Below are 25983 nucleotides of genomic sequence, written 5' to 3' on the forward strand. Positions count from 1 at the left end.
CATGACGGATTTTTTAAATGCCTTAGTGGTTTTCGCCAATTTCGTCTTTATCCCTGCGTTAACTTATGGCTGCCAATTAGCTTTGGGTTCGCTCGGGGTGACAATGATCTATAGTGTGCTGCGCTTTTCTAACTTTGCTCAGGGCGAAACAATGGCGTTTGGCACCGTTATCACGATTATGATGACTTGGTGGCTACAATCGCTTGGGGTTAGTTTAGGGCCGCTGCCGACAGCATTATTAGCCTTACCTGTCGGGATTTTAGTGACCTCTTGGCTGCTACTGGCGACTGACCGTTATGTGTATCGCTATTACCGAACTCAGCGGAGTAAGTCGATTACCTTTGTGATGGCGTCCTTGGGTGTCATGTTTATTATGAACGGTCTAGTACGCTTATTGCTGGGGCCGAATGATCAAAACTTTGCAGATGGCGAACGCTTTTTTCTCACAGCCGATGCGTTTAGAGCTTGGTCAGGTTTGGATGAAGCCTTAGTGATTCGTACTTCACAAGCACTCACTATTTTGCTGGCTTTAATTTTAGTCGGTTTATTATTTTGGTTTTTGCAGCGTACCAAAACGGGTAAAGCGATGCGGGCTTATGCCGATAATGAAAATCTAGCCTTGCTTTCAGGGATTAATCCAGATCGGATTGTGCGTATCACTTGGATTATTACCGCTGCCCTAGCTACCGTTGCAGGTGTACTCTATGGCTTAGATAAAGGCTATAAGCCGTTGGCTTATTATAATTTGTTGTTGCCGATTTTTGCGGCGGTGATTGTTGGTGGGATTGGTAAGCCGATTGGTGCGGTCGTGGGTGGTTTTATTATTGCCTTTTCTGAAGTGATTGTGACTTATGCTTATAAAAAGGTGCTGACTTATCTTCTTCCACCGGATTTAGCACCGGATGGCTTGGTGCAATTACTTTCCACCGAATACAAATTTGCAGTGTCCTTTGTGATCTTAGTCATCGTTCTATTAGTGAAACCAACAGGTATCTTTAAGGGGAAAGTGCTATGAGTCAGCGTCCATCCAGTCAGCCCCTGCAGGATAATACGGTGCGCGCTAGCATCGCCTTTTTAGTGATGGCGGGTTTATTGATTCTCATCGGGGTTACACAGTCTTGGGCTTTAGCGCTCACTATTCTTAATCTGTGCATTATTTCTGCGTTGATGGCCTTGGGGGTCAATATCCAATGGGGTTATGCAGGTTTATTTAATGTTGGGATTATGGGCTTTGCAGCTTTAGGTGGTTTAGCCATGATCATTATTTCGATGCCCCCGGTGAAGGAAGCGTGGCAAGCGGGCGGTACTCGTGTTTTATTCGCTTTGTTGGCGATACTTGCAACCCTGAGTGCAGCCCTGTTTGTGCATAAGCTCCTAAAAGGTAAACGCTGGCATGGTTGGGCGATAGCCTTGGTGGTGATTCTGGGCGTGGTGCTCAGCCGCTCTATTTTGGATCCTGGGGTGACTGCGATTGAGGCTGTGAATCCAGCCAGTACGGGCTATTTAGGGGGCTTAGGTCTACCCGTGGTCTTGGCTTGGATGGTAGGTGGCTTACTCGCAGCGGCGGCAGCTTGGTTGATTGGTAAAATTGCGCTGGGTTTGCGTTCAGATTATTTAGCGATAGCCACTTTAGGTATTTCTGAGATTCTGGTGGCGGTCATGCGCAATGAGGATTGGCTGACTCGTGGAGTAAAAAATGTGACGGGTTTGCCGCGCCCAGTTCCTTATGAGCTTGAGCTGCAACAAACACCGTGGTTTATCAATTTAGTTGAGCGCATCAATGCAGGTAGTTTAGCCGGACTGAACTCTAACGAGTATGCGACAGTCTTACAGTCACTGGTTGTGGATAGTGCTAGTATTTTTGTAAAACTCTGTTATACAGGCCTGTTTGCTTTAGTGTTAATTATTATCTTGCAATTGTGTGTCCTCGCTCTCGATTCACCGTGGGGACGGATGGTGCGGGCGATTCGGGATAATGAAGTCGCTGCGGATGCGATGGGCAAGGATGTGACAGGTCGCCATTTGCAGATTTTCATTTTAGGCTCTGCGGTGGTGGGAATTGCAGGAGCGATGCTTGCAACCCTAGACGGACAATTTACGCCGGGTTCTTATAGCCCCTTACGTTTCACCTTTTTGATCTGGGTAATGGTGATCGTCGGTGGTTCTGGTAATAATCTAGGTGCTGTGCTGGGTGGCTTCTTAGTCTGGTTGATCTGGGTTGAAGCAGAGCCGGTCGGTTTTTGGTTAATGGATGTTTTGACCTCAGGGATGGGGGATGACAGTGGATTGCGTAAACATTTATTGGATAGTGCGCAATACATGCGGGTTATTATTATGGGGGCGGTATTGCTATTGGTAATGCGCTTTAGCCCATGGGGATTATTGCCTGAGCAAAACAGGCAAGCTTGATTGATAATGAGGAGAACACACATGAAAAAATTACTGTTAGCAACCGCGATTATGGCCAGCCTGAGCAGTGTTGCTGTTGCTGAGGATATTAAGGTTGGAGTCTTGATGGGCTTCACCGGGCCTATCGAATCCTTAACGCCGAATATGGCGGCTTCTGCGGAATTGGCGTTTAAAGAAGTTTCAGATTCAGGTGCATTATTAGATGGCAAAAAAATTGCTGTGGTTCGTGCTGATTCCTCTTGTGTGGATGCGGCAGCAGCGACAGCAGCCGCTGAGCGTTTAGTCACCTCTGAGAAAGTGGCTGCTATTGTCGGTGCTTCTTGTTCCGGTGAAACCACGGCAGTTGTCAATAATGTTGCTGCCCCGAATGGTGTATTAGCGATCTCTCCTTCTGCAACTTCACCCGCTTTGACCGCGATTGCTGACAAGGGCTTTTTCTTCCGTACTGCACCCTCGGATGCACGTCAAGGTGAAGTCCTAGCCCAGATCGTGAAAGATCGTGGGATTAATGAAGTAGCGATCACCTATACCAATAATGACTACGGTAAAGGCTTGAGCGAGTCCTTCTCAAAAGCTTATGAGAAATTAGGTGGTAAGATCGCGATCAACGCAGCTCACGAAGATGGTAAAGCGGATTATGCGGCTGAGGTTGCAGCTTTAGCGGCTTCGGGTGCTAAAGATTTAGTGGTATTTGGCTATCTAGATCAAGGTGGAAAAGGCATCGTTCAAAATGCTTTAGATACCGGTGCTTATAAGCGCTTCATTCTGGCTGATGGGATGGTGGGTGAAAAGTTTGCGGCTGACCTAGGCAAAAATATCGAGGGTTCTTTCGGGACGATGGCGGGTGGTGAGTACGAAGGTGCAGAAGCTTGGAACAAGATTGCCGAAGGTGCCAAGATTGATCCAAAGGGTGGCCCTTATCGTGGTGAATCCTATGATGCAGCCGCTTTAATCTCCCTAGCGATGCAAGCCGCTAAATCATCTGATCGTGCAGCAGTTCAAGCCAAAATTGCCGAAGTTGCGAATGCACCGGGCGAGAAAATTTTCCCCGGCGAATTAGCTAAAGGCTTAAAGCTATTGGCTGAAGGCAAAGATGTCGATTATGTCGGTGCGACTAATGTCGAATTCGATGATGCGGGTGATGTACCCGGTTCTTATCGTGAAATGGAAATTAAAGGTGGCAAATTTGAGTCGTTGAAGATTCATTAAGCCTCAAAGTTGGTCAGGGTTTAAAAAGGGGTGGGTTAATCTCACCCTTTTTTCATGAATTTCTATAGAGTTTTATAGGTTTTTGTTGAGCGTTGAGTTTAATTGATCGACGCTGCCTTTCAACTCGACGGTTGTATGCGATACCACGTTGCAATGTGTTAGCGGTGCTGAGCCAAACCATAAGGCAGTAATCACCACTAAGCCCTGTTCGATAAAAATTTCAATAGAGTTAGTATCCAGTAGGATTTGCAAATTTAGGCTATTAGTTGACCAAGGCAAGCGGGCTATAATATCTTGGCTGAGTTCCGAAGGGAGAGGCAGTTTTGCTTGAGAGTGCCGCTTAAGGATGAACTCCTGAGTGGGAGTTTGGTAAATGAATTCAAGCTGATCACCCGCCTGATTATGTAAGCAAATGGTTAATTCGGTCGGGGTGGTTGACCAGTTGAATTGATAGTGTAAGCAAGCTAAAGGCGGTAACTGCGAAGTTAGATGTTGAGTGCCTTGGATGGTTTGTCGCTCAAGCTGTTGGGTGGAGTTAATCAGTTGCTTGAGTGCATTCAGCGGTGTTTGAGTTAAATACAGCTGGTGTTGATGACGAATGAGCTTGAGTTGGCGCGGTAAAGTCAGGGAACCTAGCCAAGGCGAAGTCGGCAAATCGCGGGCATAATGCCAATTATTAAGCCATGCGATACTGATACAAGCTTGGTCATTCGATAAATTAGACCAGCTTTGCCCCGCATAACAATCGGGCCCCCACTCATTCCAATGCACTTTTGCTAAATGAGCACACAGAAACTGATAGCCGTCAAAATCACCCACTAAATAAAACGTACCATAACCACCGTTAGGTGCTCCGGTTTGTACACCTACTTGTAGTACCCAATAGCGCTCTGAATCCGGTGTGACACTAAGGGACACTAAATCTGGCATTTCTAAGATGCCAAAGGCTTGCCAGCTAGGGTCAGTAATTGCTTGTTGTAACTGCCATTGGATTAAATTAGTAGAGGTGTAAACCCCGATTTGATGGCCTTCCGCTAATACCATGACCCAGTGCTGATAAGGCTGATACCAAAAGACTTTAGGATCTCGATAATCCGGGCTATTTGCTTGAGTGAGTACGGGGTTATGGGCGTATTCTTGCCAAGTGACCCCTGCATCAAGGCTATAGGCTAAACTTTGTACCTGCCCTTGAGCAGAGGCATGAGTAAAGATCGCAACTATTGCAGGATGAGGGTGATCAGGGGGTTGAAAACCTGCACTATTTGTATGATCAACAACAGCAGAGCCAGAAAACACCATGCCTAACCGAGGGTGTGGATAAAGCGCCAGCGGTTGATGTTCCCAATGTAATAGGTCTTGACTGGTGGCATGCCCCCAATGTAAAGCGCCTTGGCCTTGATCGGGTTTGTATTGATAAAACAAATGATAGATGCCCTGATACCAGACTAAACCATTCGGATCATTCATCCAGTGACTCGGCACAGAAAAATGGAATTGCGGGCGATAAGGTTCGTTGTACCGAATTATTGGCTCAGGCATGGTGAATAGAATCCTTAGCGTTTAAGTGCTTGGCCGCTTGGCACCACAGGAAGCACGCACAATCAGCTCAAATGGCTCGCAATAATGCTTACGCTCTAAACGTTCCTTGCCGGCGAGTTGCTGATTTAAGAGTGTCATGGCTAATTGACCGTGCTTAGCGGGGTCCGAGCGAATAGTTGTTAGAGGGGGATCAGCAAAAGCGGCTAAGGGAATATCATCGTAACCGACTAAGGCAATATCATCGGGAATCCGTAACTTAGCTTCGCGCAGTGCTTTCATCGCGCCAAACGCTAGCGTGTCATTACCCGCAAAGAGCGCCGTAAAAGGGATTTGGCGCTGGAGGATTTCCTGCATGGCTCGATAACCACTCTCAGCGCTCAGATCACCATAGGCGACTAATTCATCTAATTGTTTTATCCCCTGAGCCATTAAGGTATCACGCCAGCCTCGGTAACGATTATTAGCCGCCAAAAACTCACTGGAAGCAAACCCAAGATGAGCAATCCGTTGATGCCCCAAGTCGATTAAATGCTGCATGGCCACGCAAGCGGCGGCATAAGTATCATTCCCCAAGGTGACATAAGCCTCTAATTCAGGCTCACCCGCCCCTAAGACCACTAAGGGAATATCCGCATCGGCTAACAGCATTAAATGTTGATGTTCTTCATGCCGTGGATTACACACGATCAAGCCATCAATATGCCGACCTTTGATTAAATTCACAAAACTGCCCGGCTCACGCCCCTCGTCTTCGGTGGATTCAATCAATAGTTTTAAGCCTAAGCGATGGCAAGCCTCATTGACACTCGCCACCAACTGCGCCAAAAACACATCAACATATAAATGGCTTAATTTAGGGATGACTAAGCCAATCGTTGCGGTACTGCCACGTGCTAACATTTGTGCAGCCACATTGGGTGTGTAGCCCAAGACAGCCGCTGCATCGAGTACTTTTTGGCGTGTTGCCTCACTAATCGCCATCCCTTGGCGATTATTTAAGACAAATGACACCGTAGTACGCGATACACCAGCTAATTTAGCCACATCTGCACTAGTAGCGGCTTGAGTAACGATTGGATTAGGTATTACATTCATTGTAAGAAAGAGGGTAAATAATCACGATGGGCTAATAATAACTCATCCACCATCGCACGTATCTGTTGCAGATCCAAAACCGCTGAAGTATGTGGGTCGAGCATTGCCGCATGATAGACATGCTCACGATTCTCAGTGGCTAGAGCCTCGACCACGAGTTCTTGTACATTGATATTAGTCCGCATCAATGCCGCTAATTGTATCGGTAATTTACCGACCCGCGTCGGCTGTACCCCATTGCGGTCCACTAAACAAGCCACTTCGACCGCACAGCCTTGCGGCAAATTATCAATCAAATGTTCATTTAATACATTGCCATGAATCACCCGTGGCTGGCCAGTTACCATCGAATGAATGATGGAGCTACCAAACTCCACTGAGCGCCTGACCTCATGTAAACCATCTAATAAATGGGTTGCATTGGTAATTTCACGCTCCATCACATGAATATTAGCAGCTTGTAGCTCAGCTAATAAAGCAGCTGATTGTTGTGAGTTAGGTCGGTTCAGCTCTTTTTCAATATAAGGCCAAGCATGTTCAAAGACTCGACAGCGCCCTAAATACTCATCCAAAGGGATATTATATTTTTTGAGTAAATCTTCACGCCCTTGCTTAATAAACCAAGGTACATATTCACTAAAATGCTCACTCGATTCGGTAGCAAAATAGCCTAATTGATGCATCATTTCATAACGTACCCGATTCCAGTCGGGCATGGCTTGATTACGATAAATTTCGTTTAACCGTGGATAAAGGTCTTGCCCTTGATGTTCAAATTTAAGGAAAAACGCCATGTGATTAATGCCTGCACATTCAAATAGAATTTCCTCTTCTGGAATACCTAAATCATGGGCTAATTCATGGCGAGTATGTTGGACGCTATGACATAAACCAACGGTGGGGACTCGCTGAGCGGCTTTATTTAAGGCCCAGGTAATCATAGCCATCGGGTTGACATAATTTAGATGAAGTGCATTAGGCGCACATAAGGCATCCATATCCTGCTGCATGGCTTGCATAACTGGAATAGTGCGCAAAGCTCGCATAATGCCGCCAATCCCCAAAGTATCGCCAATAGTTTGCTCTAAGCCATAACGTTTAGGAATTTCAAAATCACGGATCGTCCCCGGACGATAACCGCCGACTTGAATCGTATTAATAACAAATTGTGCACCCTCTAACGCAGCCCGCCGATCCGTGGTAGCAGTGATCTTAGGTTGTGCTTTTACCGTGTCGGCTACGCGCTGAGCGACCATCACTGAGAGTTGCAAACGATGCTCATCAATATCATGTAAAGCGATTTCAGCCTGAGCAAGTTCTGGGTATGATAAAATATCGCCTAGTAAATTGCGGGTAAAAACCGCACTACCCGCGCCTATTAAAGTGATTTTAACAGTCATTTAATTCATTTAATCCTTTTAAACATTAACTAGCAAGTTCTGCTCCTGCCTGATGATAAAGGTATTAATAGCGAGCAATACGAGTGTTACTCGCTATTAACAAGCCTTAATTACTGGCCTAAAGCATTAATCTTGGTATTCGCTTCTTTCAATGCAGTCGCTGGATCGACTTTGCCAATAAAAATAGATTCCAAAGAGATTTTCATTAGATCATCTACTTGTGAGCCATTATCAGCAATCGGGGCAAGGAAAGTTTTTTCTTTAGACATAACAATAAAAGCTGAGGAATCTACTCCCGCTGCTTTTTGTGTTTCCATCGCTTTTTCAGCCATACCTTTAATGGCAGGGAAGACCACACCTTTAGTGGCTACCACAGCTTGGCAATCTGCAGAGCCTAAATATTTAACCCATTTCCACGCTTCTTCTTGCACTTTAGAACCCACCCAAATCGAGTCTGCTAAACCATTAAACATGGTAGCGCGTTGACCACTCGGACCTTTAGGCAAGGGAACCCATGCAGTCGGAAATTTAGCGTTATCTTTAAAATAACTAATCATCCATGAGCCTTGGGGAATCATTGCGGCTTTACCCCCTACAAACATAGCATCAGGGCCTAATGATTTAGTTTGCTCATAAGGAGCAGAGATTCCTTTATCGGGTAAGCTCGCTAAATAGCTAATAGTTTCAACCAGTTTAGGATCATCATAATAATATTTATTGTCCCAAACCTTATCATGGAACTTAAAGCCATTAGAAACAGCAAAATAACTCCACTCGGTTTGACCCATCATGCCACCGCCGCCCGGAGTTTGGAAACCATAGACTTTGACTTCAGACTTATCGAATTTATCACTGCTAGCATTATTACCCGCTTCATCTAAAGTGAGCTTGCGGATAACTTGCTCAAACGAGCCACCATCTTTCGGATTCCACTCCATATTTTGTAGTTCTTCTAAGCTGACACCGGCTTGCTTAGCAATATCCATATTGACGATAAAAGCAATGGTATCCCAGTCTTTGGGTAGGCCATATTGCTTGCCATCACGTCCCCAAACCTCATAAAGCCCTGCCTCATATTGATCATTTGCAACTTTATCACGGGTAATGAGTGGGGCTAAATCAACGAGCTGCTCACTTTTAGCAAATTCAGGGTATTTAGCTAAGTGATTCGTAAAGACATCCGGTGCAGTGCCAGATACAAATCCAGTTGAAATTGCAGTCCAATAATCATTCCAACCTGCTTGAGTAATCTTAATACTAATATCAGGATTTTTAGCTTGGAAGTCTGTTGCACATTGTTGATAAGCAGGAAGTTGATTAGAGTCCCAAAGCATATATTTGACTTCAGCAGCTTGTACCAATTGGCAACTCGTTAGCGCTAAAGTGGTGGTGATTAGATAGTTAAGTTTCATCGCTTTCTCCTCCAGAGTAAAATAGTAAAATTAGGTTGCTAAATTAGAATGCTAAATTCGAGTGTGAAAATATTTAATTTACTTACTCCCACTAAATTGAATGGATTCCACGACATTTCGTCCAAAAATGAGTAGTAGACCAATCGTGGGCAAGACAGAAATAGCGGTAGCTGCCATTAAACCTGTCCAGTCGGGTTGTCCTTGCGGGGTTTGAGATTTAAAACCTTGTAATGCAACCGTGAGTACTTGATGTGCTTCATCTTTAGCTACTAAATAAGGCCACAAAAATTCATTCCACATATTAATTCCGATTAAAGTTGCAATCGTGATCAATGGAGTAATACTTAAAGGAATAGCGATGCGATAGAAAATATAAAAATGGGATGCGCCTTCAATATAAGCAGCTTCTTCTAGTTCTTTAGGTAGAGCAAGAAAGAATTGGCGTAAAAAGAACACGGAAAATCCCTGCATCAGACAAAAGGGTGCGACCATCCCCATCATCGTATTCAGCCAACCTAAGTCCCGAATCAGAATGAAGTTGGGAATAAACGTGACCACTCCCGGAATCATCATCGAGGCCACGAATAAACCAAAAAGAACACTTCTACCCGGAAAGCGTAGGCGAGCGAAGGCATAAGCAGCGGCAGCAGCACTGGCCGTTTGAATAATGACAATAATGCCGGTGAAAATAATGGAGTTAAGCATCGCCAGAGAAAAGTTCACTTTAGCACCTGATCCACCAGCTTTTAAGCTTTCCTCGGTACTCAATAGCCCCAAGACACGCTCAAAATTGACGAGTGTAGGGTTATTTGGCCACCATGAAGTCGAGTAATTAAAGACCTCACTGCTAGGCATTAAGGCGGTTTTGAGCATAATCCATAAAGGTGTGACCGTAATAACTAAAATGACGGCTAAGATTAACCAACAAATAATACAAAACCAGTTTAAGCGTGCAAATAGGTGACTCATTGAGCGGACTCCTTAGGCTAAATCACTTTCTGAGGCTCGCATCATGCGCATTTGAATAAGGGTGTATAACACCATCACTAAACACAATGCCATTGACATTGCCGAGGCATAGCCCATTTTGTAAAAGCTAAAGGCGTTTTGAATAATATAATGCACAATGACATTCGTACTATCATAAGGGTCACCTGCCGTTGTTACTGCAACCGTATCAAAAATCTGGAACGAACCCGTCACACTGGTCACTAATACGAAAACCATTACAGGGCGTAATAAAGGCAGGGTGATATGCCTAAACATTTGCCATTCACTCGCCCCTTCAATGATTGCTGCTTCATATAAATAGCGAGGAATATTTTGTAGGCCGGCTAAGAATAAAATTGCAACTAACCCCATGTGTCGCCAGATATTAATTCCAGCAATAGTCGCTAGTGCTTCTGAGGGGCTACCTAAAAAAGCATGTCGCTCAAAACCTAATGAGGTAATCATTGAATTGACAATGCCTAATAGAGGATCAAGCATCCACAGCCAAATTAAGGCAACTAAAACATTAGATAATAAATAGGGCAAGAGAATCACAGAGCGTACAACAATCGAGCGAGTAAGCCGATCCATTGCAACGGCAAGAAATAAGCCCAGTGCTGTTTGTAACGGGATGTTTAATAATACGTAATAGAGTGACAGTTTCATGCCATTCCAAAAACGCCCGTCATGCCACATTTGAATATAATTATCAAAACCAATAAAGCGTGGAGCACGGAGCATATTCCAGTCAGTAAAACTTAACTCAAAAGCCCGAAATAGTGGCAGTGCATAGAATAATGAAAAACCAATCAAAGCTGGCAAAATCAGCGCATAGCCAGTCAAGGTTTCTGTTCGTCGCCCAGGACTAAACGGTTGCCATAAAAATGACACAGGCGATAATGTTTTCACCAATGGAATCCTCCTCCTTAGTCTTTAACCTGAGTAATTAACGCGGGTTAGTAACTCGTGTTAGTTTTAGTGTAAAAGATTAGCCCCTAGTTATGCAAGTACTTAAGGTTATTAGCTAAAAATTAAATTTTGGTGCTCTCAGCGAGGAGGTACGATCACAGTTCTAACCACAAATGTGATCACGGGATACAGGGCTGTTAGCGCAGATTTCACTTAAGTATCCGTCCAAAGGCTAGATCAGCTGCTTTCACTTCGGTTTTGTCAAAGCTAAAACCAGTTAACAAACTTAAATCATAAGTTTCACTGGCATAGTTAAAAGCAACCACCCCTTGACCCAATTGCCTTAAACGTAAGCCATCCGGTAAGCGGATGGTCGTTAAACCTAACTCATGACATAAAGGCTCTAATAATTGCAGATAGCCTTCTAAATCTAACCATGCCCCACAATAAATAACCTTATTTTGCCGAACAGCAATCGGCTCATGCTTTAAATTACTGAGTAAAATAGAGGTGTCCTGGGGCAGGCTTAAGTACTCGCGCCAGTTTTTAATAAGTCCACCTTGTAATAATTCTTCAGTGTAACTCGGGGGTAAACTTTCCACTTGAGCAATTTTAAGATTAATCAATTCGGGGCAGTCGGGTGCTAAACAGTTGGGGATTTGAAAATCACGAGTTTTCGATCCAGTGCGTGCACCTAATACGACTAAACCTTTGGTGGTTTGTAAGGCTGCTTTTAAACTCTGCGTCCAAGCCATTAAGCCCGGAACGAGTACCAGTGAATAAGCACTAAAATCAGTGGTACTCGGTGGGCAAATATCAATGGATAAACCTAAACGCCTTAAGGCTCGATAGTGCTCGAATACTAAGCGAAAATAGCTGAAGGTTTTACCCTGAGGTTGTGTCGTCCAAGCCCAATCCGACTCATAGTCAAACACTAATGCAACGGGTGCAGGCTTAGTAGTAAAGTCAGGATGTTGTTTTAACTCTTGGGCTAATTGCTTGACTTCGGCTAAAGCACGGCTTGGTTCGCTATCAGGGCGTAGTAGACCCGCATGCATTTGCTCCTGAGCAAAGGGAGCTTGCCGCCAGCGAAAATAAGAAACCACCTCCGCTCCGTGTGCAATCGCTTCCCACCCCCATAATCGCACCATGCCAGCTAACGGCACTGGATTAAATGGTGCCCAATTCACAGGACCGGGTTGCTGTTCCATCACCCACCAACGTCCTTTGCCAACAGCACGGTATAAATCATGGTGCAAGGCTTGAAAATCAGGATCACCTTGGCGCATAAAGGCCAGCTTCCACTCAACCGGATCTTCCGAGCGATCCTCTAAAAACCCCAAGGGATAACTATCCCAACTGGCAGCCTCTAAATCATTACCCACTTTAAAATGATCAAAATCAGTGGTACGTCCCATATAGTTATGTAGTAAGGGGGTATTTTGGTCAAACTCACGAATCGCTTTGACCATAGCTTGATTGAACGCGACCACTTGATCAGAAGCATAACGTCTGAAATCGAGCCAATGGCTAGGATTAGCCTCAGTTACCGTCAGGTTAGGGAGATCAATTTCAGCAAAATCAGCGTACTCCATAGACCAAAACACATTACCCCAAGCTTGATTGAGTGTCTCAATAGTGGAATAGCGTGTTGCTAACCATGCTCTAAATCCAACTAAAGCCGCAGCCGAATAAGAGAGGGTTGTATCATGACAACTATATTCATTATCAATTTGCCAAAAACCCAGATACGGATTTTGCCCATAGCGCTCAGCTAATACACGAGTAATCCGTGCGGCTTCCTCACGATAGCCTAAATGAGAAAAATCATAATGCCGTCTTGAGCCAAAGCCCCGCACCCGCCCGGTTTGATCGACGGGCAACAGATCGGGGTGTTTTTCCAGCATCCAGCGTGGTGGTGTAGCGGTAGGAGTGCCTAAGATAATCTTTAACCCCGCCTGACCCAGTGTAGCAATGGCTCGATCTAGCCATGCGAAATTAAATTGATTAGGTTGAGGTTCAAGGCGACTCCACGCAAATTCACCAATGCGTACCCATTGCAAACCAGTTTCTACCATCCGTTGGGCATCGTCAGCCCACTGCGTTTCCGGCCAATGTTCAGGGTAATAACACACCCCTACACTCGGTTTCATTGGATTCATAGTCTTACCTCCGGCTCAGGTAAACCCGCAATGGATAATGAATAAGCTAATAGGGCTCCCGCTTGAGGTTGTTGACTCAATTCATCAGCGCTCAAGTCAGCGATCGCACTGCTAATAAATAAAGTTTGATAATCAGGTCCTCCAAAAGTAGGGCAGGTAGGACGCGAAACAGGCAGTTTAATGATCTGATCAATCTGACCCTCAGGGTTGTAGCGCACGACTCGAGAGCCGTTCCACTGTGCGTTCCACATAAATCCTTGATGATCAATCACCGCACCATCGGGTTCTATATGAGTACCCGATAAATCCACCCATAAACTAGGCTCGCCCACAGGCCAACCGGCTGAATCTAAAGTCCAACGATAAATATGCGCTAATTTAGAATCAGCAAAATAAGCGTATTCACCGGAGGGGGAAAAGCAAATCGCATTGGGAATAGAAATATTAGCTCGCAGCTGTACTATTTCACCCTGATAATAGCGATAAATAGCTCCCGCTCGATCTTGGGCTTGTTTGCCCATCGTACTCATCCAAAAGCCACCCTGACGATCCGCCCGCCCATCATTGGAGCGTGTCATAGGATTAGCAGCTTCTAAGTCCACCAGCTTTTCAAGCTCACTAGTAAAAGTACTTAAGCGCCATAATCCGGTTTCAGAAGCGAGTAATAAGCCGCTATTTTTTAGCTTAGCAGCCACCGAAAAATACTCATTAAACGAACGCTCTTGCACTGAACGAGTCGCCAGATCACAGCTATAAAAGCGCTTAGCTAAAATATCAAACCAATACAGCGTATCTTCTGTACCTAAAGTGCCTTCACCTAATTGGCAATGGCAGTCTTGAAAAACAGTCACACTCATAGGCTACCTCGCGCTTGATCATAGGCTTGAACTAAGGCAGCGGCTTTTTGCTTAACGCTATCTAGGTTGTCGTTGGGACGGTATAAAGCGGTGCCTATACCAAAGCCTGTAATGCCCGCTTTCAACCAGTCTGAAAAATCAGGTGCATCCACTCCTCCTACTGCAAAGCATTGAGCCTCTTGGGGTAGTACGGCTTTTAAAGCTTTCAATCCACTCAAACCTAATAGAGAAGCTGGAAAAAACTTTAAGCCATTCGCACCTGCTTGTAGGGCTGCAAAACATTCGGTGGCGGTAAATACTCCGGGTAAACTCACCATATTAAGCTCACGAGTACGGCTAATAATAGCGGGGTCACAATTCGGTGAGACGATTAAGCGGCCACCAACTTGGTGTACATGCTCCACTTGCGCGACTGTCAACACCGTACCCGCGCCAATTAGGACTTGTGAACCAAAGACGGTTGCGAGCAATTCAATACTTTTAAACGGTTCAGGTGAATTAAGCGGTACTTCAATTTGGGTAATACCAGCTGCTATTAAACACTCACCTACCGCTAATACTTCACTAGGCTGAATACCGCGTAGAATGGCAACTAATTGACGCATAAACCTAACTCCTGATAAGCCCGATATAAACCCGCTTGTACTAAAGCTTCCCCATCGAACCGAGTTGCCTTCATCCCTAATAGTTGCAAACTGTGGGCATATAACTGCCCCAATCTAGAATTGCCAATTAGAGCCAAGGGTAGCTCAGCTTGGATTAAACCTTGTTCACGCATGGCCGCTATTTCTAAAGCTAAGAGATAAGCAGACAGCTTGGTGCGCAAAGCATCTGCTTTGGTATCCAGTAATAAATGCTCAGCACGCAAACTAAAAAGCCGATAACTCAGTTGCGCCGGTTGTGCTAAAGCAGTTAAAAAAGCAGCATCAAAGGACTCTGCTGCCCATGTTTGAGTAGTTACAGAGTGGCGTAACATGGATTGCTCAGAGAGCAGTTGAAATAACTCTCCGGTCATACAGGTATGAAAGGCTTGAATCACACCTTCTTGTAACCTTACCCACTTAGAGTGCGTACCAGGCAAAATGACCACACCATTAAAATCAGGTTGTTGCGTCAATAAGCCTATGACCTGTGTTTCTTCACCGCGCATCACATCCGGGGGATGCAGCTGCTTTAAGCCAGAAAGAAGATAGACCCGAATACGCGAGTCTTGTGTAACAACAAAGGTTGATTGCGCCTGCTTTGCCCAAGACCAAGGGAGGTTTAAATACGCGGCTTCTTGCCAGCCTTGGCGCGACCCAGCCATACCCGCAATTAATACCGGAACTGATTGATGATTCTCTAACCAAGGTTCGATTAAGTTTAAAAGCGTCGCTTCATACTCAGTGTTTTGCAGGCGATTGGCGCCTTGCGAGCTTTGCTGGGTCGCTACTACCTTGCCCTGTGCATCCATCGCCCAAACCCGCACTAATGATGACCCCCAATCGACGGCGATCCAAGTCATGTTGGGTAGGGCGGTCTTCATCCTGTCACCACCACGCCACCATCCACCACCAAGGCTTGTCCGGTCATAGCTCGAGAGGCTTCTGAGGCTAAAAAGAGAGTGGGGGCAATCATGTCCTCAGGTTGCAAGAGCATGTTCAAGCATTGTTTACCCAGATGTTCATCTAAGGCTTCTGGAGTCACCCATAATTCTTTTTGCCGCTCGGTCATGACCCAGCCGGGGAGTAGGGCATTAACACGAATATTGTCCACCCCTAATTCACGGGCTAAACCGCGTGTTAAACCGACAATCCCGGCTTTGGCTGCTACATAAGCGGGGTAACCCGCGTTACCCATCAGGTAAGAAATTGAGGATAAATTAATGATAGAGCCACCTCCTGATGCTTTCATACCTGCTGCTACCCATTGCGCAGTAAAAAAATGGGGGCGCAGATTCACATTCAGTGATTGATTCCAATCCGTTACTGTATAGTCTTGCAGACTATGACGGTTATCTACAGCGGCATTATTAATCAATACTTTGATCCTACCGTGAGCATCAACCGCTTGTTGTAGAGCGGCTTGCAAGGCTTCAATGTCGATAATGTCACACAGAATAAAGAGCGGGCGTACTCCATATTTAGCCTCCATCGCATCGCAAAATTCGCCAGCATCAGTGCGCTGTACCAAGGCCACTTTTGCGCCTTGCTGCAAAAAACCCTCAGTGAGTGCTGCCCCAATTCCTGAGCCGCCGCCGGTAATAAATACACTGCTACCTTGCAAATCGGCAAACGTATAAGTAGGTGTTGCAGAAGTAAGCTCAGTGGTCATAAAGCCTCCTAGTCCAGATTATTCAGTGAGTTAAATTTGATAGGATTTAATTTAATGGGATTCACGGCTGACTTCACTGCCACTACGCCCCACTAAAAAGTCTAAATCCGCACCTGTATCGGCTTGCATGACATGATCAATATAGAGCTTGTAATAACCACGGGTAAATGGAATGACGGGCGGCTGCCAATTTGCCAAGCGCTGTTCTAACTCGTCTTCGCTAATCAATAAGTTCAGCTCACCCTTAAACACATCTATCCGAATCCGATCTCCGGTTTGAACGATGCCTAAAGGCCCTCCCGCTTGAGTTTCGGGTGTAACATGCAAAATCACCGTGCCAAAGGCCGTACCCGACATACGTGCATCCGAGATACGCACCATATCGCGTACTCCCTGTTCCACTAATTTACGTGGAATCGGCATATTCCCAACCTCGGCCATGCCCGGATAACCTTTCGGGCCACAACCTTTTAATACCAAAATCGTATTTTCATCCACGGGTAAATCAGGGCGGTCAATATTCGCTTTGAGGTCTTCGATGCTTTCAAAGACATACGCCTCGGCTTCATGTTGCAATAAATGCTCGCTGGCTGCAGAGGGTTTAATAATCGCACCGCGTGGCGCAATATTCCCTCGAAGTACTCGAATCCCTGCTGCTGTTCGCAGCGGGTTATTTAGTGGGCGAATCACGTCGGGATTAAAGTTTTCGGCTGCTTGCCAATAACTGCTAATCGCCTGACCCATGATTGTTGGGGCTGCACCTTGTAATAAGTGTTGAATGCTATTTAATAGGGCTGGAATCCCGCCGGCATAGCAAAAGTCTTCCATTAAATACTGACCTGACGGCATACAGTTCACTAAGCACGGTACATCTGCACCATAGGTACTAAAGTCATCTAGGGTTAATGGCACTCCCACACGCCCCGCGATGGCTAGCAAATGCACGACTGCATTAGTTGAGCCACCCATCGCCGCATTAGTGACAATGGCATTTTCAAAAGCCGCACGAGTCAGTACCTTACTTAAACGCAAATCTTCTTTGACCATTTCCACAATGCGTTTTCCAGTCATATGTGCTAGAGCCATCCGCCGTGCATCGACAGCGGGTAGGGCTGCATTATGCGGTAAACTTAAGCCCATCGCTTCGACCAGTCCTGCCATCGTCGAGGCTGTACCCATCGTCATACAGACACCGGGGCTACGTGACATACCACTTTCAGCGGCCATAAAGTCAGCCATTGACATTTCGCCTGCCCGTACCGCCTCGGAAAATTTCCACACATCCGTGCCAGAGCCAATATCTTTGCCACGCCATTTACCGTTTAACATCGGTCCTGATGAGACAACGATAGTGGGTAAATCAACCGAAGCTGCCCCCATCAGTTGTCCCGGAGTGGTTTTATCACAGCCGCCGAGGAGTACCACACCGTCCATCCCATAAGCGCGAATTGACTCCTCAACATCCATCGAGAGTAGATTGCGATACAACATGGCGGTGGGGCGAATTTGAGTTTCCCCTAAAGACATCACCGGAAACTCAACCGGAAACCCTCCAGCTTCCCAAACTCCCCGTTTAACACCCTCGGCTAGAGTGCGTAGATGGCTATTGCAGGGCGTTAATTCTGACCACGTATTGCAAATACCAATCACTGGGCGACCATCAAAAGCATGATCGGGGAAACCCTGATTTTTCATCCAAGAGCGATGAATAAAACTATCTTTATCCGTTTTGCCATACCAATGACGACTCCGTAATACAGGCTTATTAGTGTTGTCAGTACTCATAGTTTAGACTCGCTCACCTTTTAATGATTTTAGAGGAGCAGGGTAAATTAATAATAAAAGAATAGGCTCTAGATTTAATAACTGTTTCATTTATTTAACTGCTCCTAAAGTTAAGCCAGCAATAAAGTGTTTTTGCATTAAAAAGAACATGGCTACTGGAGGAAGCGCAGCGATGATAGAACCAGCGGATACTAAGTGCCATTGGGCAATCCATTGTCCATTTAAGGATTTTAATCCTCCTGTTACTGGCATAGCATTATCACCTTGGACTAAAACAGTAGCCCAAAAATAGTCATTCCATACAAAAGTAAAAATTAATACGGATAAAGCTGCAATCGCAGGTCGTACTAAGGGTAGCACCACATACCAGAAAATTTTAAATTCACTGACTCCTTCTACCCGCGCTGATTCAATTAAATCAAAGGGCAGTGCTTTAATAAAGTTGCGCATAAATAAAGTACAAAATCCAGCTTGAAAAGCAGCATGAAATAAAACCAAGCCTGTAATGGTGTCGTATAATCCGGTTTTAACTGAGAAGTCACGCACCGGAACCATTAAGATCTGCAAAGGGTACAAAATTACCTGCTACAAATAAAAAGAACAGTAATACACTATATTTGAATTTATAAATCGCTAGCGCATAGCCTGTCATACAGCTGATACTTACAGCGATAATCACCGTAGGAATGGTGATTTTAAATGAGTTTAAAATGTAGTGAGCAATCGGTGAGTTGTTAAAAACGGCTGAGTAGTTTTCTAATAAATTAAAGCTAGTTGGCCATCCCCAGTAATTACCCGCAGTAATATCGCCCGGATCACGAATGGAAGTGAGTAGCACTGCCACTAAGGGCAATAACCAAATAATTAGTACGATAGGCAGTGATAATTTATAAATCCATTGCGCTCTAGGCGATAAGCTTTCAATAGGACGTGGAAACATAGCGGGTTAATCCTATAGGGTTATTTTTCTTGCTGGTACATACGCCAGAGAAAAAAGGAGATATAAACCATCATGATTAAAAAGAGTACTACAGCAATAGCAGCCCCATAACCCATACGATAGCCATATTCTGAAAGAGCTGTTTCATACATGTAATACGCTAATACTCTAGATGAACCATAAGGGCCACCTTGAGTCATAATTGAAATCAGATCAAAAGAACGCAATGCTCCGATGACTGTTACTACTATTGCAATAAAAGTAGCCGGACGTAACTGAGGCAAAATGACATGCCAAAGCATTCTAAACCCTTTAGCGCCATCTAAGCGTGCAGCTTCTATTTGTTCCGGCGCAACATTATTTAAACCCGTTAAATATAAAATCATGCAATAGGCGATTTGAGGCCAAAGCCCAGCAGCGATAATGCCGTAAGTGACATAACGCTCATCCGCTAAGATGGCAGGTGGCTTGCCACCAAAGGCTTGATAAATCACCGCTAAAATACCATTGCTAGGATCATAGAACCATGCAAACACTAGCCCTACCACCACTTGACTAATGACAAAAGGAAAAAAGAATAATGATTTATAAAGCCTAATACCAAAAACAGTTTGATTTAGAAATAAAGCAATAGTTAGGCCTGCTGGAATAGCCAGCATGTATAAGATTAACCAAATTAAATTATTCTTCAAGGAAGTGTAAAATGCATCATCTTGCCAAAGCTCATGATAATTTGCTAAGCCAATATACTTAGCTACGGTTAAACCATCCCATTCATAAAAACTGATTAGAATGGATTGAAAAATAGGTAATATGACATATAGCAAAAACATAACTAATCCGGGCAATAAGAAAAGCCACGGGGTCAGGGTTAAGCGATGGCGTTGCCAAAAGGTTTTTTGAGTATTAGTAGATGAAGTCATATTGATTCATAATCCAAAAGTAGAAAGCATCTAATGCTTTCTACTATGTAATACAAACAGAAGTCTAACTGCCTTGTTTACTATTAACCTTCTCTTGTACTTTATCGAGCTGCTTAAGAATCGCTTCACGGCGCTCGGGTTTAATCATATACTCTTGAAATCCATCCATGCCTGCTTTAGCCATTTCAGCATCGGCATCCCGATCATAGAACTGCCCTAAATATTTAGTTTTGGAGAGCATCTCAAAACCTGCCTTGATAAAAGGATCATCATCTACGCTGGCATTTTTATTAATAGGCAACTGACCTAGGGTTTTATTAACCGAGGTTTGCACATCAGGGCTAGCTAAGAAAGCCAAGAACTTGCGAGCATCTTCTTTATTTTTGGCTTTTGAAGAAATATGAAAGGTATCGGTCGGGGCATCTTCGGCTTGTTCAATATTAGGGGTGATTTCAGGAAATTGGAAAAACCCTAGCTGATCATTAGTTAAACCGGCTTCTTTTAAAGGCGCAACTGCAAAGTTACCCATAATATACATGGCAGCTTTACCTTGTACCATAGGGGCTAAGGCTTCTTGCCATGTAAAAGTAGCATGATTTTCTAAGAAATAACCGGGTTTGACTAATTGATCCCAATGATCAAAGGTTTTTTGAATCTGTGGATCGGTGTATTTGATTTTTCCAGCGGTTAAATCCTTATGGACTTCATAACCATTAACCCGCATATTGATATAATCAAATACGCCACCTGTAGTCCAAGTTTGTTTGGTTCCAATGGCGATAGGGGTAATACCATTCTCTTTAAGTTTAGCACAGGCTGCTAAAAACTCATCCCATTTAGTGGGAACAGCAATACCATGCTTGTCAAATAGATCTTTGCGATAATAGATGCCCCATTGATAATAAGTATAAGGTACACCCCATTTCTTACTGTCAATAGTCATGGCATCAGCCGCCGAAGCCATAGCATCATTTAAGCCTTCTTTTTCCCATAGATCAGTAACATCTTCGACTAATCCGGCTTTAACAAACGGCGCCATGCGATTAGCGGCATACCAAGAAAATACATCCGGTGGGTTAGCGGTTAGGAAATTACGTATCGAGGTTTTATAGCCTTCATGGTCAAAAATATTCCACTTCACTTTAATGTCAGGATTAGCGGTTTCAAATTTTTGTATGACTTCTTCAAAGGCTTTTTTCGGTGCGGGATCTGAGCCATCGTAGTTGATCACTAATTCACCTGCCCATGCAGGGATGCTCAGTAGTGTGGTCATAGCGACTGTCAGTGAGAGTTTTTTCAGTGTACTTAACATGTTGTGTCCTCCTAGTGTTTTAGTTCCAAATAATGGAATTGATTTTTATTATTTGGAATGGTTAAATTAATATGCAAAAATGATTTCCATGTCAAGCAGAGAATTTCTTTATGGTGGTGCATAAAAAGCAAATACAAACCGGAACACTAGGCAAAGCATTAGCACTGCTAGACCTCATTGCGACTAGCCGTGAACCCTTGCGTTTTATTGATTTACTCCATCTATCGGGTCAACCGCGTGGCACTTTGCATCGTCAGCTTAGCCATCTGTTGGAAGAGGGGCTGATCTGCCTGAATGATGAAACAGGCACTTATGAGTTAGGGATAAGGCTATTAAATTGGGCTGCACTCACTTGGTCACGCAGTAGTTTGCGCCAAGTCGCAGAGCCTTTTTTGAAAAGTATACATGATCGCACCAATGAGACTGTGCACTTGGCAGTATTGCGAGGAGAACGTGTGGTGTATCTGGATAAGGTTGAAAGTCGTCAAGCAGTGCGTATGCATTCGCAAATTGGTAATACTTCACCCGTTTATTGTACTGGAGTAGGCAAGGCGATGCTGTCGGTTTTAGAGGATAAAACCCTAGAGGAGCTGGCTAAGCGGATTGAGTTTAAGCGTTATACCGAACATACCCTCGCTAATGCATCTGCACTGCTATTGGAAGTCAATGACATCCGTGTACAAGGTTATGCAGAAGATCGTGAAGAGCATGAAGTAGGGATTCGCTGTGTAGCTGCTCCTATTATTTCCGCAAAAGGGCAATTGCAGGGCGGTATTTCAGTAACTGCTCCGGTATTTAGGCTACAAGTGGGGCAACTTGAACAATGGCAGCTATGGGTGAAAGAAACCGCTCAAGCGATTAGCGCTCAGTTAGCTACTCGCATGGGGCCTTATGCCTAAAAGATAAGTCAGGCTTTTAACTAGGAGGAAAGCTAGATGGCAACTGTACAATTAAAAGCCGTTGAAAAAACCTTTGGTTCGATTCAGGTGATTAAAGGGGTGGATTTCACGATTGAGAGTGGCGAGTTTGTAGTGTTTGTCGGGCCATCCGGTTGTGGTAAATCTACTTTATTACGCATGATTGCAGGTTTAGAGTCCACGAGTTCAGGTCATATTTTCATTGACCACCAAGATGTGACACAGGTTGAAGCGGCTGAGCGGGGTATAGCGATGGTATTTCAAACCTATGCACTTTATCCCCATATGACGGTGCGCGAAAATATGGGTTTTGGGCTAAAGATGACGGGTACACCTAAAGCTGAAATTGCAGCACGTACTCTAAAAGCCGCCAAAATTCTCGCCCTTGAACCTTTATTGGAGCGTAAGCCCAAACAATTATCCGGCGGTCAACGGCAGCGCGTAGCGATTGGGCGAGCGATTGTACGTGAGCCAAAAGTATTTTTATTTGATGAACCTTTATCTAATCTGGATGCCGAGTTACGGGTCGCTATGCGGGTAGAAATCGCTAAGCTGCATCATGAGTTAGGGGCCACCATGATTTATGTGACTCATGATCAAGTTGAAGCCATGACCTTAGCCGATAAAATTGTGGTATTACGCTCAGGCAAGGTGGAACAGGTCGGCTCGCCCCTAGATTTGTATGACGACCCAGATAATTTATTTGTAGCGGGTTTTATTGGTTCCCCCAGCATGAATTTTTTAACGGCGGAAGTACTTGCCTCAGAACCGAGTGCTACTACAGTACAATTGAGTGGTCATCATAATATAACCTTTAGCTTACCTCTGACACAGACTGTCCCCTTAGGTAAGAGCTATAAAGTGGGTATTCGCCCAGAGCATTTTGAGAATGAAGCTGCGGTGCAAATGCAGTTACAAGTGGATGTCGCGGAACATTTAGGAGGCACATCCTACTTATATACTAAATCGCAAGCCGGAGAATCTATAGTGATTGAAGCACGGAAAGATCGTCAAACCAGCAGCACGGATACTATTCAAATCGGCTTTAATCCCAAGCAAGCCTATTTATTTGATCCGCAAGGATTAAGAGTACGCTGATTTGCTAATTGGAGCACTTTAACTGAAGCTGCTTCAGCCTGCTAGATTTCTGGTTTACTTAAGTAGCCATTGTTAATAATGAAGCATTACCCCTGAGACGGTAGTATCAATCGTCACTACTGCTTGGTCGCTGGGAGTGGATTAGGTTTACAATAGGCTTTCAAATCTACAATAAAAAACATATAAAATCAATTGGTTATCGTTTTTGTCATGTACAGAGGACTTTGAGTGATATCATCAAGCATTGACTTAATATCTTGATTAATTCGCATATTGAATTGAACTCTTGTCATGTTTAAAGTTCTTGATTTATTTGAAATATGCGCTTAATTGGTAAGCAGATAACTAAAGTTACACAGTGGGCAGTCGACTAAGATTTTTCTACTACTTTTACAAAGGATAGTGACAAGAAACCCAGTTAGAAAACAAACTCCCATTAACAAATAATATAGTATTTAATAACCATTATTATGACATCTTTATTTATAACAGCTTTTTTTCTTGGCTTGGTATTTAATGCAGCTCCAGGAGCTGTTTTTGCAGAATCAATGCGAAGAGGTATAAAAGGAGGATACTATCCAGCACTGTATGTTCAAATTGGATCACTCGTAGGTGACGCCACTTGGGCGATACTGGGATTGTTGGGTGCTGGGTTTTTAATGCAGCTCCCCGCCACAAAAATCCCATTAACAGTAATAGGTGGGATTTATCTTGCCTACTTAGGTATACAATCGCTCAAAGAGTCCTATTCAACTGATATTAAAAAGGAAACCTTAAGTAGTGGTGATAGTAGTGATATGATGGCAGGAGTAACAATATCACTCACAAATCCTGCCAATATTTTTTACTGGGCCGCACTTGGTAGTATTCTTGTCTCACTTGGAGTACAAGAACCAACCTTAGTACACTATGTGGTTTTCTTTACGGGGTTTATGACATCATCAATCATGTGGGGGTTTTTATGTGCTGGCTTTATTCATCTTATGCATAAATCAATGCCAGATTATGTTGTGCGCATTATTAATTTAGTTTGTGGGTTAACATTGATTTTCCTATCTTTTCAAGCTATTTATAACGTTTTAATCAAATAATTGTTCTATCAGTAAAGATAAGTGCCTAGTCATAAGTCAAAAGGGTATTGGCTCAGGTGAGCATTTTCTCACATTCGTGCGGAGTTTAGGGGAGGGGGTTAGAGGCTCCCTTTAGTGAGCTAATGATCGAAAAAACAAGGGTGTGAGGACGAGTGAATTTGCTAAATCCCTCGCTTTCCCTGAGACTGTAGCTCTCTTCAAACGAGAGAAATTAGACTATGGGCATTTTCATTTTCATCGCGGGTTTGCTGGCGCTGGCTTGGTTCTGGCAAGACAGCCTCAAAAGTCGTGAGCGTGCTATACGTGCAGCGGCGATTGCTTGCCGTGAGATTGGCGCACAGTTGCTCGATCAAACTGTGGCTTTAAAAAAAATTAAATTCGCTCGCGCTGAGTCTGGGCAGGTAAATCTGCGCCGGATTTATGAGTTTGAATTTAGTTTAGCGGGTTATGAGCGTTTGCAGGGGCGGGCCTATGTACTGGGGCAAAAGCTCGAGCAAGTACAGCTAGATCGAGCCGAGGGCATGGTAATTGATCTAAAAAGCCATTCACATTCTTGATACAATCTCTGTTCATTCAAATTTAGAAGGCAGCTGCGCATGCAAGTGACACTCGCTAATCCACGCGGTTTTTGTGCTGGAGTGGATCGCGCTATTGAAATAGTCGACCGCGCTTTAGAGGTCTTGGGTGCGCCGATTTATGTGCGCCATGAAGTCGTGCATAACCGCTTTGTGGTGAATAATTTGCGTGATAAAGGCGCTATCTTTGTTCAAGAGCTGGATGAAGTCCCAGATCATGCCACCGTGATTTTCAGTGCACATGGGGTTTCACGCGCCGTGCAAGAGCAGGCCAAACAACGTGGCTTAAAAGTGTTTGATGCCACTTGCCCGTTAGTCACGAAAGTGCATGTGGAGGTCACCCGTTATAGCCGTGAAGGCCGCGAGACGATTCTGATTGGCCACAAAAATCACCCTGAAGTGGAAGGCACGATGGGGCAGTATGAAACCCGTTTTGGTGGGCAGATTTATCGGGTTGACTCACCCGATGAGGTCGCCGCTTTAGATGTACAAAACCCAGAAAAACTCGCCTTCGTGACCCAAACTACCTTGTCAGTCGATGATGCGGCGATTGTGATTGATGCCTTGCGAACTAAATTTCCAGCGATTATCGGCCCGCGTAAAGACGATATTTGCTATGCCACTCAGAATCGGCAAGATGCCCTCAAAATGCTCGCAGAAACTTGTGATTTGGTGTTGGTGGTTGGTTCACCGAATAGTTCCAATTCCAATCGTTTGCGGGAGTTAGCGGAGAAGCGTAATACCCCCGCGTATTTGATTGATGATGCCGCTGATATTCGCCCGGAGTGGTTAGCTGGGGTGCAACGGATTGGTTTAACCGCAGGTGCTTCCGCTCCAGAGGTATTGGTGCATGGCGTGTTAGAGCATTTGCAAGCTTTGGGTGCGACGGTAGAAGTGCAGAATTCGGGGATTACCGAGAATATCTCGTTTGTATTGCCGCGTGAATTGCGGCGAGCTGGATGAAGCACGAAGCTGATACCAAAGAAGACAAAGCAGGTTTATTGCTTTGTCAGTTGTATTTGAGGCATGGTTTTGACGAGCGGGGTT

The 25983-nt window shown here is 44.5% G+C and carries 24 protein-coding genes; 8 read left to right on the forward strand and 16 right to left on the reverse strand.

Going from position 1 to position 25983, the window contains the following annotated elements; all coding sequences use genetic code 11:
* Nucleotide 1: 1 nt before the first annotated feature.
* Genes B5D50_RS07710 through B5D50_RS07720 form a run of 3 tightly spaced genes read left to right on the forward strand, consistent with a single transcriptional unit; the run spans nt 2 to nt 3618 of the window.
* Nucleotides 2-1015: a branched-chain amino acid ABC transporter permease gene (locus B5D50_RS07710; protein ID WP_078922013.1), complete on the forward strand. Its 1014-nt coding sequence runs from the start codon at nt 2-4 to the stop codon at nt 1013-1015.
* Entirely contained in the window at nt 1012-2409 is a 1398-nt protein-coding gene (locus B5D50_RS07715; RefSeq protein ID WP_078922014.1) for a branched-chain amino acid ABC transporter permease, read from the forward strand. The genes B5D50_RS07710 and B5D50_RS07715 overlap by 4 nt, the downstream gene beginning before the upstream one ends.
* A 21-nt stretch (nt 2410-2430) precedes the next feature.
* Entirely contained in the window at nt 2431-3618 is a 1188-nt protein-coding gene (locus tag B5D50_RS07720) for an ABC transporter substrate-binding protein (RefSeq protein WP_078922015.1), read from the forward strand.
* Between the two features lie 72 nt (nt 3619-3690).
* Here the strand turns inward: B5D50_RS07720 and B5D50_RS07725 are convergent, their stop codons facing one another.
* From B5D50_RS07725 to B5D50_RS07795, 16 genes are all read right to left on the reverse strand, one after another.
* Nucleotides 3691-5157, reverse strand: coding sequence for a glycoside hydrolase family 32 protein (locus B5D50_RS07725; protein WP_078922016.1), 1467 nt, complete (start codon nt 5155-5157; stop codon nt 3691-3693).
* A 21-nt stretch (nt 5158-5178) separates the two neighbouring features.
* On the reverse strand, nt 5179-6252 hold the full coding sequence (locus B5D50_RS07730; protein WP_078922017.1) for a LacI family DNA-binding transcriptional regulator: 1074 nt from the start codon (nt 6250-6252) through the stop codon (nt 5179-5181).
* Nucleotides 6249-7652, reverse strand: a complete 1404-nt coding sequence (melA, locus tag B5D50_RS07735) for an alpha-glucosidase/alpha-galactosidase (RefSeq protein WP_078922018.1) — start codon at nt 7650-7652, stop codon at nt 6249-6251. Before melA ends, B5D50_RS07730 begins: the two co-directional genes overlap by 4 nt.
* A 110-nt stretch (nt 7653-7762) precedes the next feature.
* Complete coding sequence (locus tag B5D50_RS07740) at nt 7763-9064, reverse strand: ABC transporter substrate-binding protein (RefSeq protein ID WP_078922019.1); 1302 nt, start codon at nt 9062-9064, stop codon at nt 7763-7765.
* Nucleotides 9065-9142: 78 nt separating this feature from the next.
* Complete coding sequence (locus B5D50_RS07745; RefSeq protein ID WP_078922020.1) at nt 9143-10033, reverse strand: carbohydrate ABC transporter permease; 891 nt, start codon at nt 10031-10033, stop codon at nt 9143-9145.
* A gap of 12 nt (nt 10034-10045) precedes the next feature.
* A complete protein-coding gene (locus B5D50_RS07750; RefSeq protein ID WP_200807053.1) occupies nt 10046-10963 on the reverse strand; it encodes a carbohydrate ABC transporter permease in 918 nt (305 codons plus the stop codon).
* A 209-nt stretch (nt 10964-11172) separates the two neighbouring features.
* A complete protein-coding gene (locus tag B5D50_RS07755) occupies nt 11173-13125 on the reverse strand; it encodes a beta-galactosidase (RefSeq protein ID WP_200807054.1) in 1953 nt (650 codons plus the stop codon).
* The gene (locus B5D50_RS07760) at nt 13122-13982 is read right to left on the reverse strand and encodes an SMP-30/gluconolactonase/LRE family protein (RefSeq protein WP_078922021.1); all 861 of its coding nucleotides are present in this window, start codon (nt 13980-13982) and stop codon (nt 13122-13124) included. The genes B5D50_RS07755 and B5D50_RS07760 overlap by 4 nt, the downstream gene beginning before the upstream one ends.
* On the reverse strand, nt 13979-14587 hold the full coding sequence (locus B5D50_RS07765; protein WP_078922022.1) for a 2-dehydro-3-deoxy-6-phosphogalactonate aldolase: 609 nt from the start codon (nt 14585-14587) through the stop codon (nt 13979-13981). Before B5D50_RS07765 ends, B5D50_RS07760 begins: the two co-directional genes overlap by 4 nt.
* Nucleotides 14575-15507 carry a 2-dehydro-3-deoxygalactonokinase gene (locus B5D50_RS07770; RefSeq protein WP_078922023.1) on the reverse strand — a complete coding sequence of 311 codons (933 nt, stop codon included), beginning with the start codon at nt 15505-15507 and terminating at the stop codon, nt 14575-14577. The genes B5D50_RS07765 and B5D50_RS07770 overlap by 13 nt, the downstream gene beginning before the upstream one ends.
* Complete coding sequence (locus B5D50_RS07775; RefSeq protein WP_078922024.1) at nt 15504-16295, reverse strand: SDR family NAD(P)-dependent oxidoreductase; 792 nt, start codon at nt 16293-16295, stop codon at nt 15504-15506. The genes B5D50_RS07770 and B5D50_RS07775 overlap by 4 nt, the downstream gene beginning before the upstream one ends.
* Nucleotides 16296-16346: 51 nt before the next feature.
* Nucleotides 16347-18080, reverse strand: a complete 1734-nt coding sequence (locus B5D50_RS07780; protein WP_078922025.1) for an IlvD/Edd family dehydratase — start codon at nt 18078-18080, stop codon at nt 16347-16349.
* 90 nt (nt 18081-18170) lie between these two features.
* A complete protein-coding gene (locus tag B5D50_RS20485) occupies nt 18171-18635 on the reverse strand; it encodes a carbohydrate ABC transporter permease (RefSeq protein ID WP_200807055.1) in 465 nt (154 codons plus the stop codon).
* Nucleotides 18619-19020, reverse strand: coding sequence for an ABC transporter permease family protein (locus B5D50_RS20490; RefSeq protein ID WP_200807056.1), 402 nt, complete (start codon nt 19018-19020; stop codon nt 18619-18621). The genes B5D50_RS20485 and B5D50_RS20490 overlap by 17 nt, the downstream gene beginning before the upstream one ends.
* A 20-nt stretch (nt 19021-19040) precedes the next feature.
* Nucleotides 19041-19943 (reverse strand): carbohydrate ABC transporter permease, encoded by a 903-nt coding sequence (locus B5D50_RS07790; RefSeq protein ID WP_078922026.1) that lies wholly within the window; start codon nt 19941-19943, stop codon nt 19041-19043.
* A gap of 64 nt (nt 19944-20007) precedes the next feature.
* Nucleotides 20008-21255, reverse strand: coding sequence for an ABC transporter substrate-binding protein (locus B5D50_RS07795; RefSeq protein WP_078922027.1), 1248 nt, complete (start codon nt 21253-21255; stop codon nt 20008-20010).
* A gap of 110 nt (nt 21256-21365) precedes the next feature.
* Here B5D50_RS07795 and B5D50_RS07800 point away from each other — a divergent pair, with 110 nt between their 5' ends.
* The 5 genes from B5D50_RS07800 to ispH all read left to right on the forward strand — a co-directional run bounded on the left by B5D50_RS07800 (nt 21366) and on the right by ispH (nt 25899).
* Nucleotides 21366-22154: an IclR family transcriptional regulator gene (locus B5D50_RS07800; RefSeq protein ID WP_078922028.1), complete on the forward strand. Its 789-nt coding sequence runs from the start codon at nt 21366-21368 to the stop codon at nt 22152-22154.
* Between the two features lie 36 nt (nt 22155-22190).
* Nucleotides 22191-23270 carry an ABC transporter ATP-binding protein gene (locus B5D50_RS07805; RefSeq protein ID WP_078922029.1) on the forward strand — a complete coding sequence of 360 codons (1080 nt, stop codon included), beginning with the start codon at nt 22191-22193 and terminating at the stop codon, nt 23268-23270.
* Between the two features lie 470 nt (nt 23271-23740).
* The gene (locus tag B5D50_RS07810; protein WP_078922030.1) at nt 23741-24361 is read left to right on the forward strand and encodes a LysE family transporter; all 621 of its coding nucleotides are present in this window, start codon (nt 23741-23743) and stop codon (nt 24359-24361) included.
* Nucleotides 24362-24579: 218 nt separating this feature from the next.
* A complete protein-coding gene (locus tag B5D50_RS07815; protein WP_078922031.1) occupies nt 24580-24918 on the forward strand; it encodes a DUF3301 domain-containing protein in 339 nt (112 codons plus the stop codon).
* 39 nt (nt 24919-24957) lie between these two features.
* On the forward strand, nt 24958-25899 hold the full coding sequence (ispH, locus tag B5D50_RS07820) for a 4-hydroxy-3-methylbut-2-enyl diphosphate reductase (protein ID WP_078922032.1): 942 nt from the start codon (nt 24958-24960) through the stop codon (nt 25897-25899).
* Nucleotides 25900-25983 lie beyond the last annotated feature (84 nt).

This window comes from Thiothrix eikelboomii (assembly GCF_900167255.1).
Taxonomy (GTDB): Bacteria; Pseudomonadota; Gammaproteobacteria; order Thiotrichales; family Thiotrichaceae; genus Thiolinea; species Thiolinea eikelboomii.

Excerpts from the sequence above, each read along its gene's own strand:
- B5D50_RS20485 (WP_200807055.1), bottom strand. The coding sequence starts at position 18,635 with ATGGTTCCGGTGCGTGACTTCTCAGTTAAAACCGGATTATACGACACC.
- B5D50_RS20490 (WP_200807056.1), bottom strand. The coding sequence starts at position 19,020 with ATGTTTCCACGTCCTATTGAAAGCTTATCGCCTAGAGCGCAATGGATT.
- B5D50_RS07770 (WP_078922023.1), bottom strand. The coding sequence starts at position 15,507 with ATGAAGACCGCCCTACCCAACATGACTTGGATCGCCGTCGATTGGGGG.
- B5D50_RS07815 (WP_078922031.1), top strand. The coding sequence starts at position 24,580 with ATGGGCATTTTCATTTTCATCGCGGGTTTGCTGGCGCTGGCTTGGTTC.
- B5D50_RS07715 (WP_078922014.1), top strand. The coding sequence starts at position 1,012 with ATGAGTCAGCGTCCATCCAGTCAGCCCCTGCAGGATAATACGGTGCGC.
- B5D50_RS07755 (WP_200807054.1), bottom strand. The coding sequence starts at position 13,125 with ATGAATCCAATGAAACCGAGTGTAGGGGTGTGTTATTACCCTGAACAT.
- B5D50_RS07810 (WP_078922030.1), top strand. The coding sequence starts at position 23,741 with ATGACATCTTTATTTATAACAGCTTTTTTTCTTGGCTTGGTATTTAAT.
- B5D50_RS07725 (WP_078922016.1), bottom strand. The coding sequence starts at position 5,157 with ATGCCTGAGCCAATAATTCGGTACAACGAACCTTATCGCCCGCAATTC.
- B5D50_RS07805 (WP_078922029.1), top strand. The coding sequence starts at position 22,191 with ATGGCAACTGTACAATTAAAAGCCGTTGAAAAAACCTTTGGTTCGATT.
- melA (WP_078922018.1), bottom strand. The coding sequence starts at position 7,652 with ATGACTGTTAAAATCACTTTAATAGGCGCGGGTAGTGCGGTTTTTACC.
- B5D50_RS07740 (WP_078922019.1), bottom strand. The coding sequence starts at position 9,064 with ATGAAACTTAACTATCTAATCACCACCACTTTAGCGCTAACGAGTTGC.
- B5D50_RS07800 (WP_078922028.1), top strand. The coding sequence starts at position 21,366 with ATGGTGGTGCATAAAAAGCAAATACAAACCGGAACACTAGGCAAAGCA.
- B5D50_RS07775 (WP_078922024.1), bottom strand. The coding sequence starts at position 16,295 with ATGACCACTGAGCTTACTTCTGCAACACCTACTTATACGTTTGCCGAT.
- B5D50_RS07765 (WP_078922022.1), bottom strand. The coding sequence starts at position 14,587 with ATGCGTCAATTAGTTGCCATTCTACGCGGTATTCAGCCTAGTGAAGTA.
- B5D50_RS07760 (WP_078922021.1), bottom strand. The coding sequence starts at position 13,982 with ATGAGTGTGACTGTTTTTCAAGACTGCCATTGCCAATTAGGTGAAGGC.
- B5D50_RS07795 (WP_078922027.1), bottom strand. The coding sequence starts at position 21,255 with ATGTTAAGTACACTGAAAAAACTCTCACTGACAGTCGCTATGACCACA.
- B5D50_RS07745 (WP_078922020.1), bottom strand. The coding sequence starts at position 10,033 with ATGAGTCACCTATTTGCACGCTTAAACTGGTTTTGTATTATTTGTTGG.
- B5D50_RS07790 (WP_078922026.1), bottom strand. The coding sequence starts at position 19,943 with ATGACTTCATCTACTAATACTCAAAAAACCTTTTGGCAACGCCATCGC.
- B5D50_RS07730 (WP_078922017.1), bottom strand. The coding sequence starts at position 6,252 with ATGAATGTAATACCTAATCCAATCGTTACTCAAGCCGCTACTAGTGCA.
- ispH (WP_078922032.1), top strand. The coding sequence starts at position 24,958 with ATGCAAGTGACACTCGCTAATCCACGCGGTTTTTGTGCTGGAGTGGAT.
- B5D50_RS07720 (WP_078922015.1), top strand. The coding sequence starts at position 2,431 with ATGAAAAAATTACTGTTAGCAACCGCGATTATGGCCAGCCTGAGCAGT.
- B5D50_RS07780 (WP_078922025.1), bottom strand. The coding sequence starts at position 18,080 with ATGAGTACTGACAACACTAATAAGCCTGTATTACGGAGTCGTCATTGG.
- B5D50_RS07710 (WP_078922013.1), top strand. The coding sequence starts at position 2 with ATGACGGATTTTTTAAATGCCTTAGTGGTTTTCGCCAATTTCGTCTTT.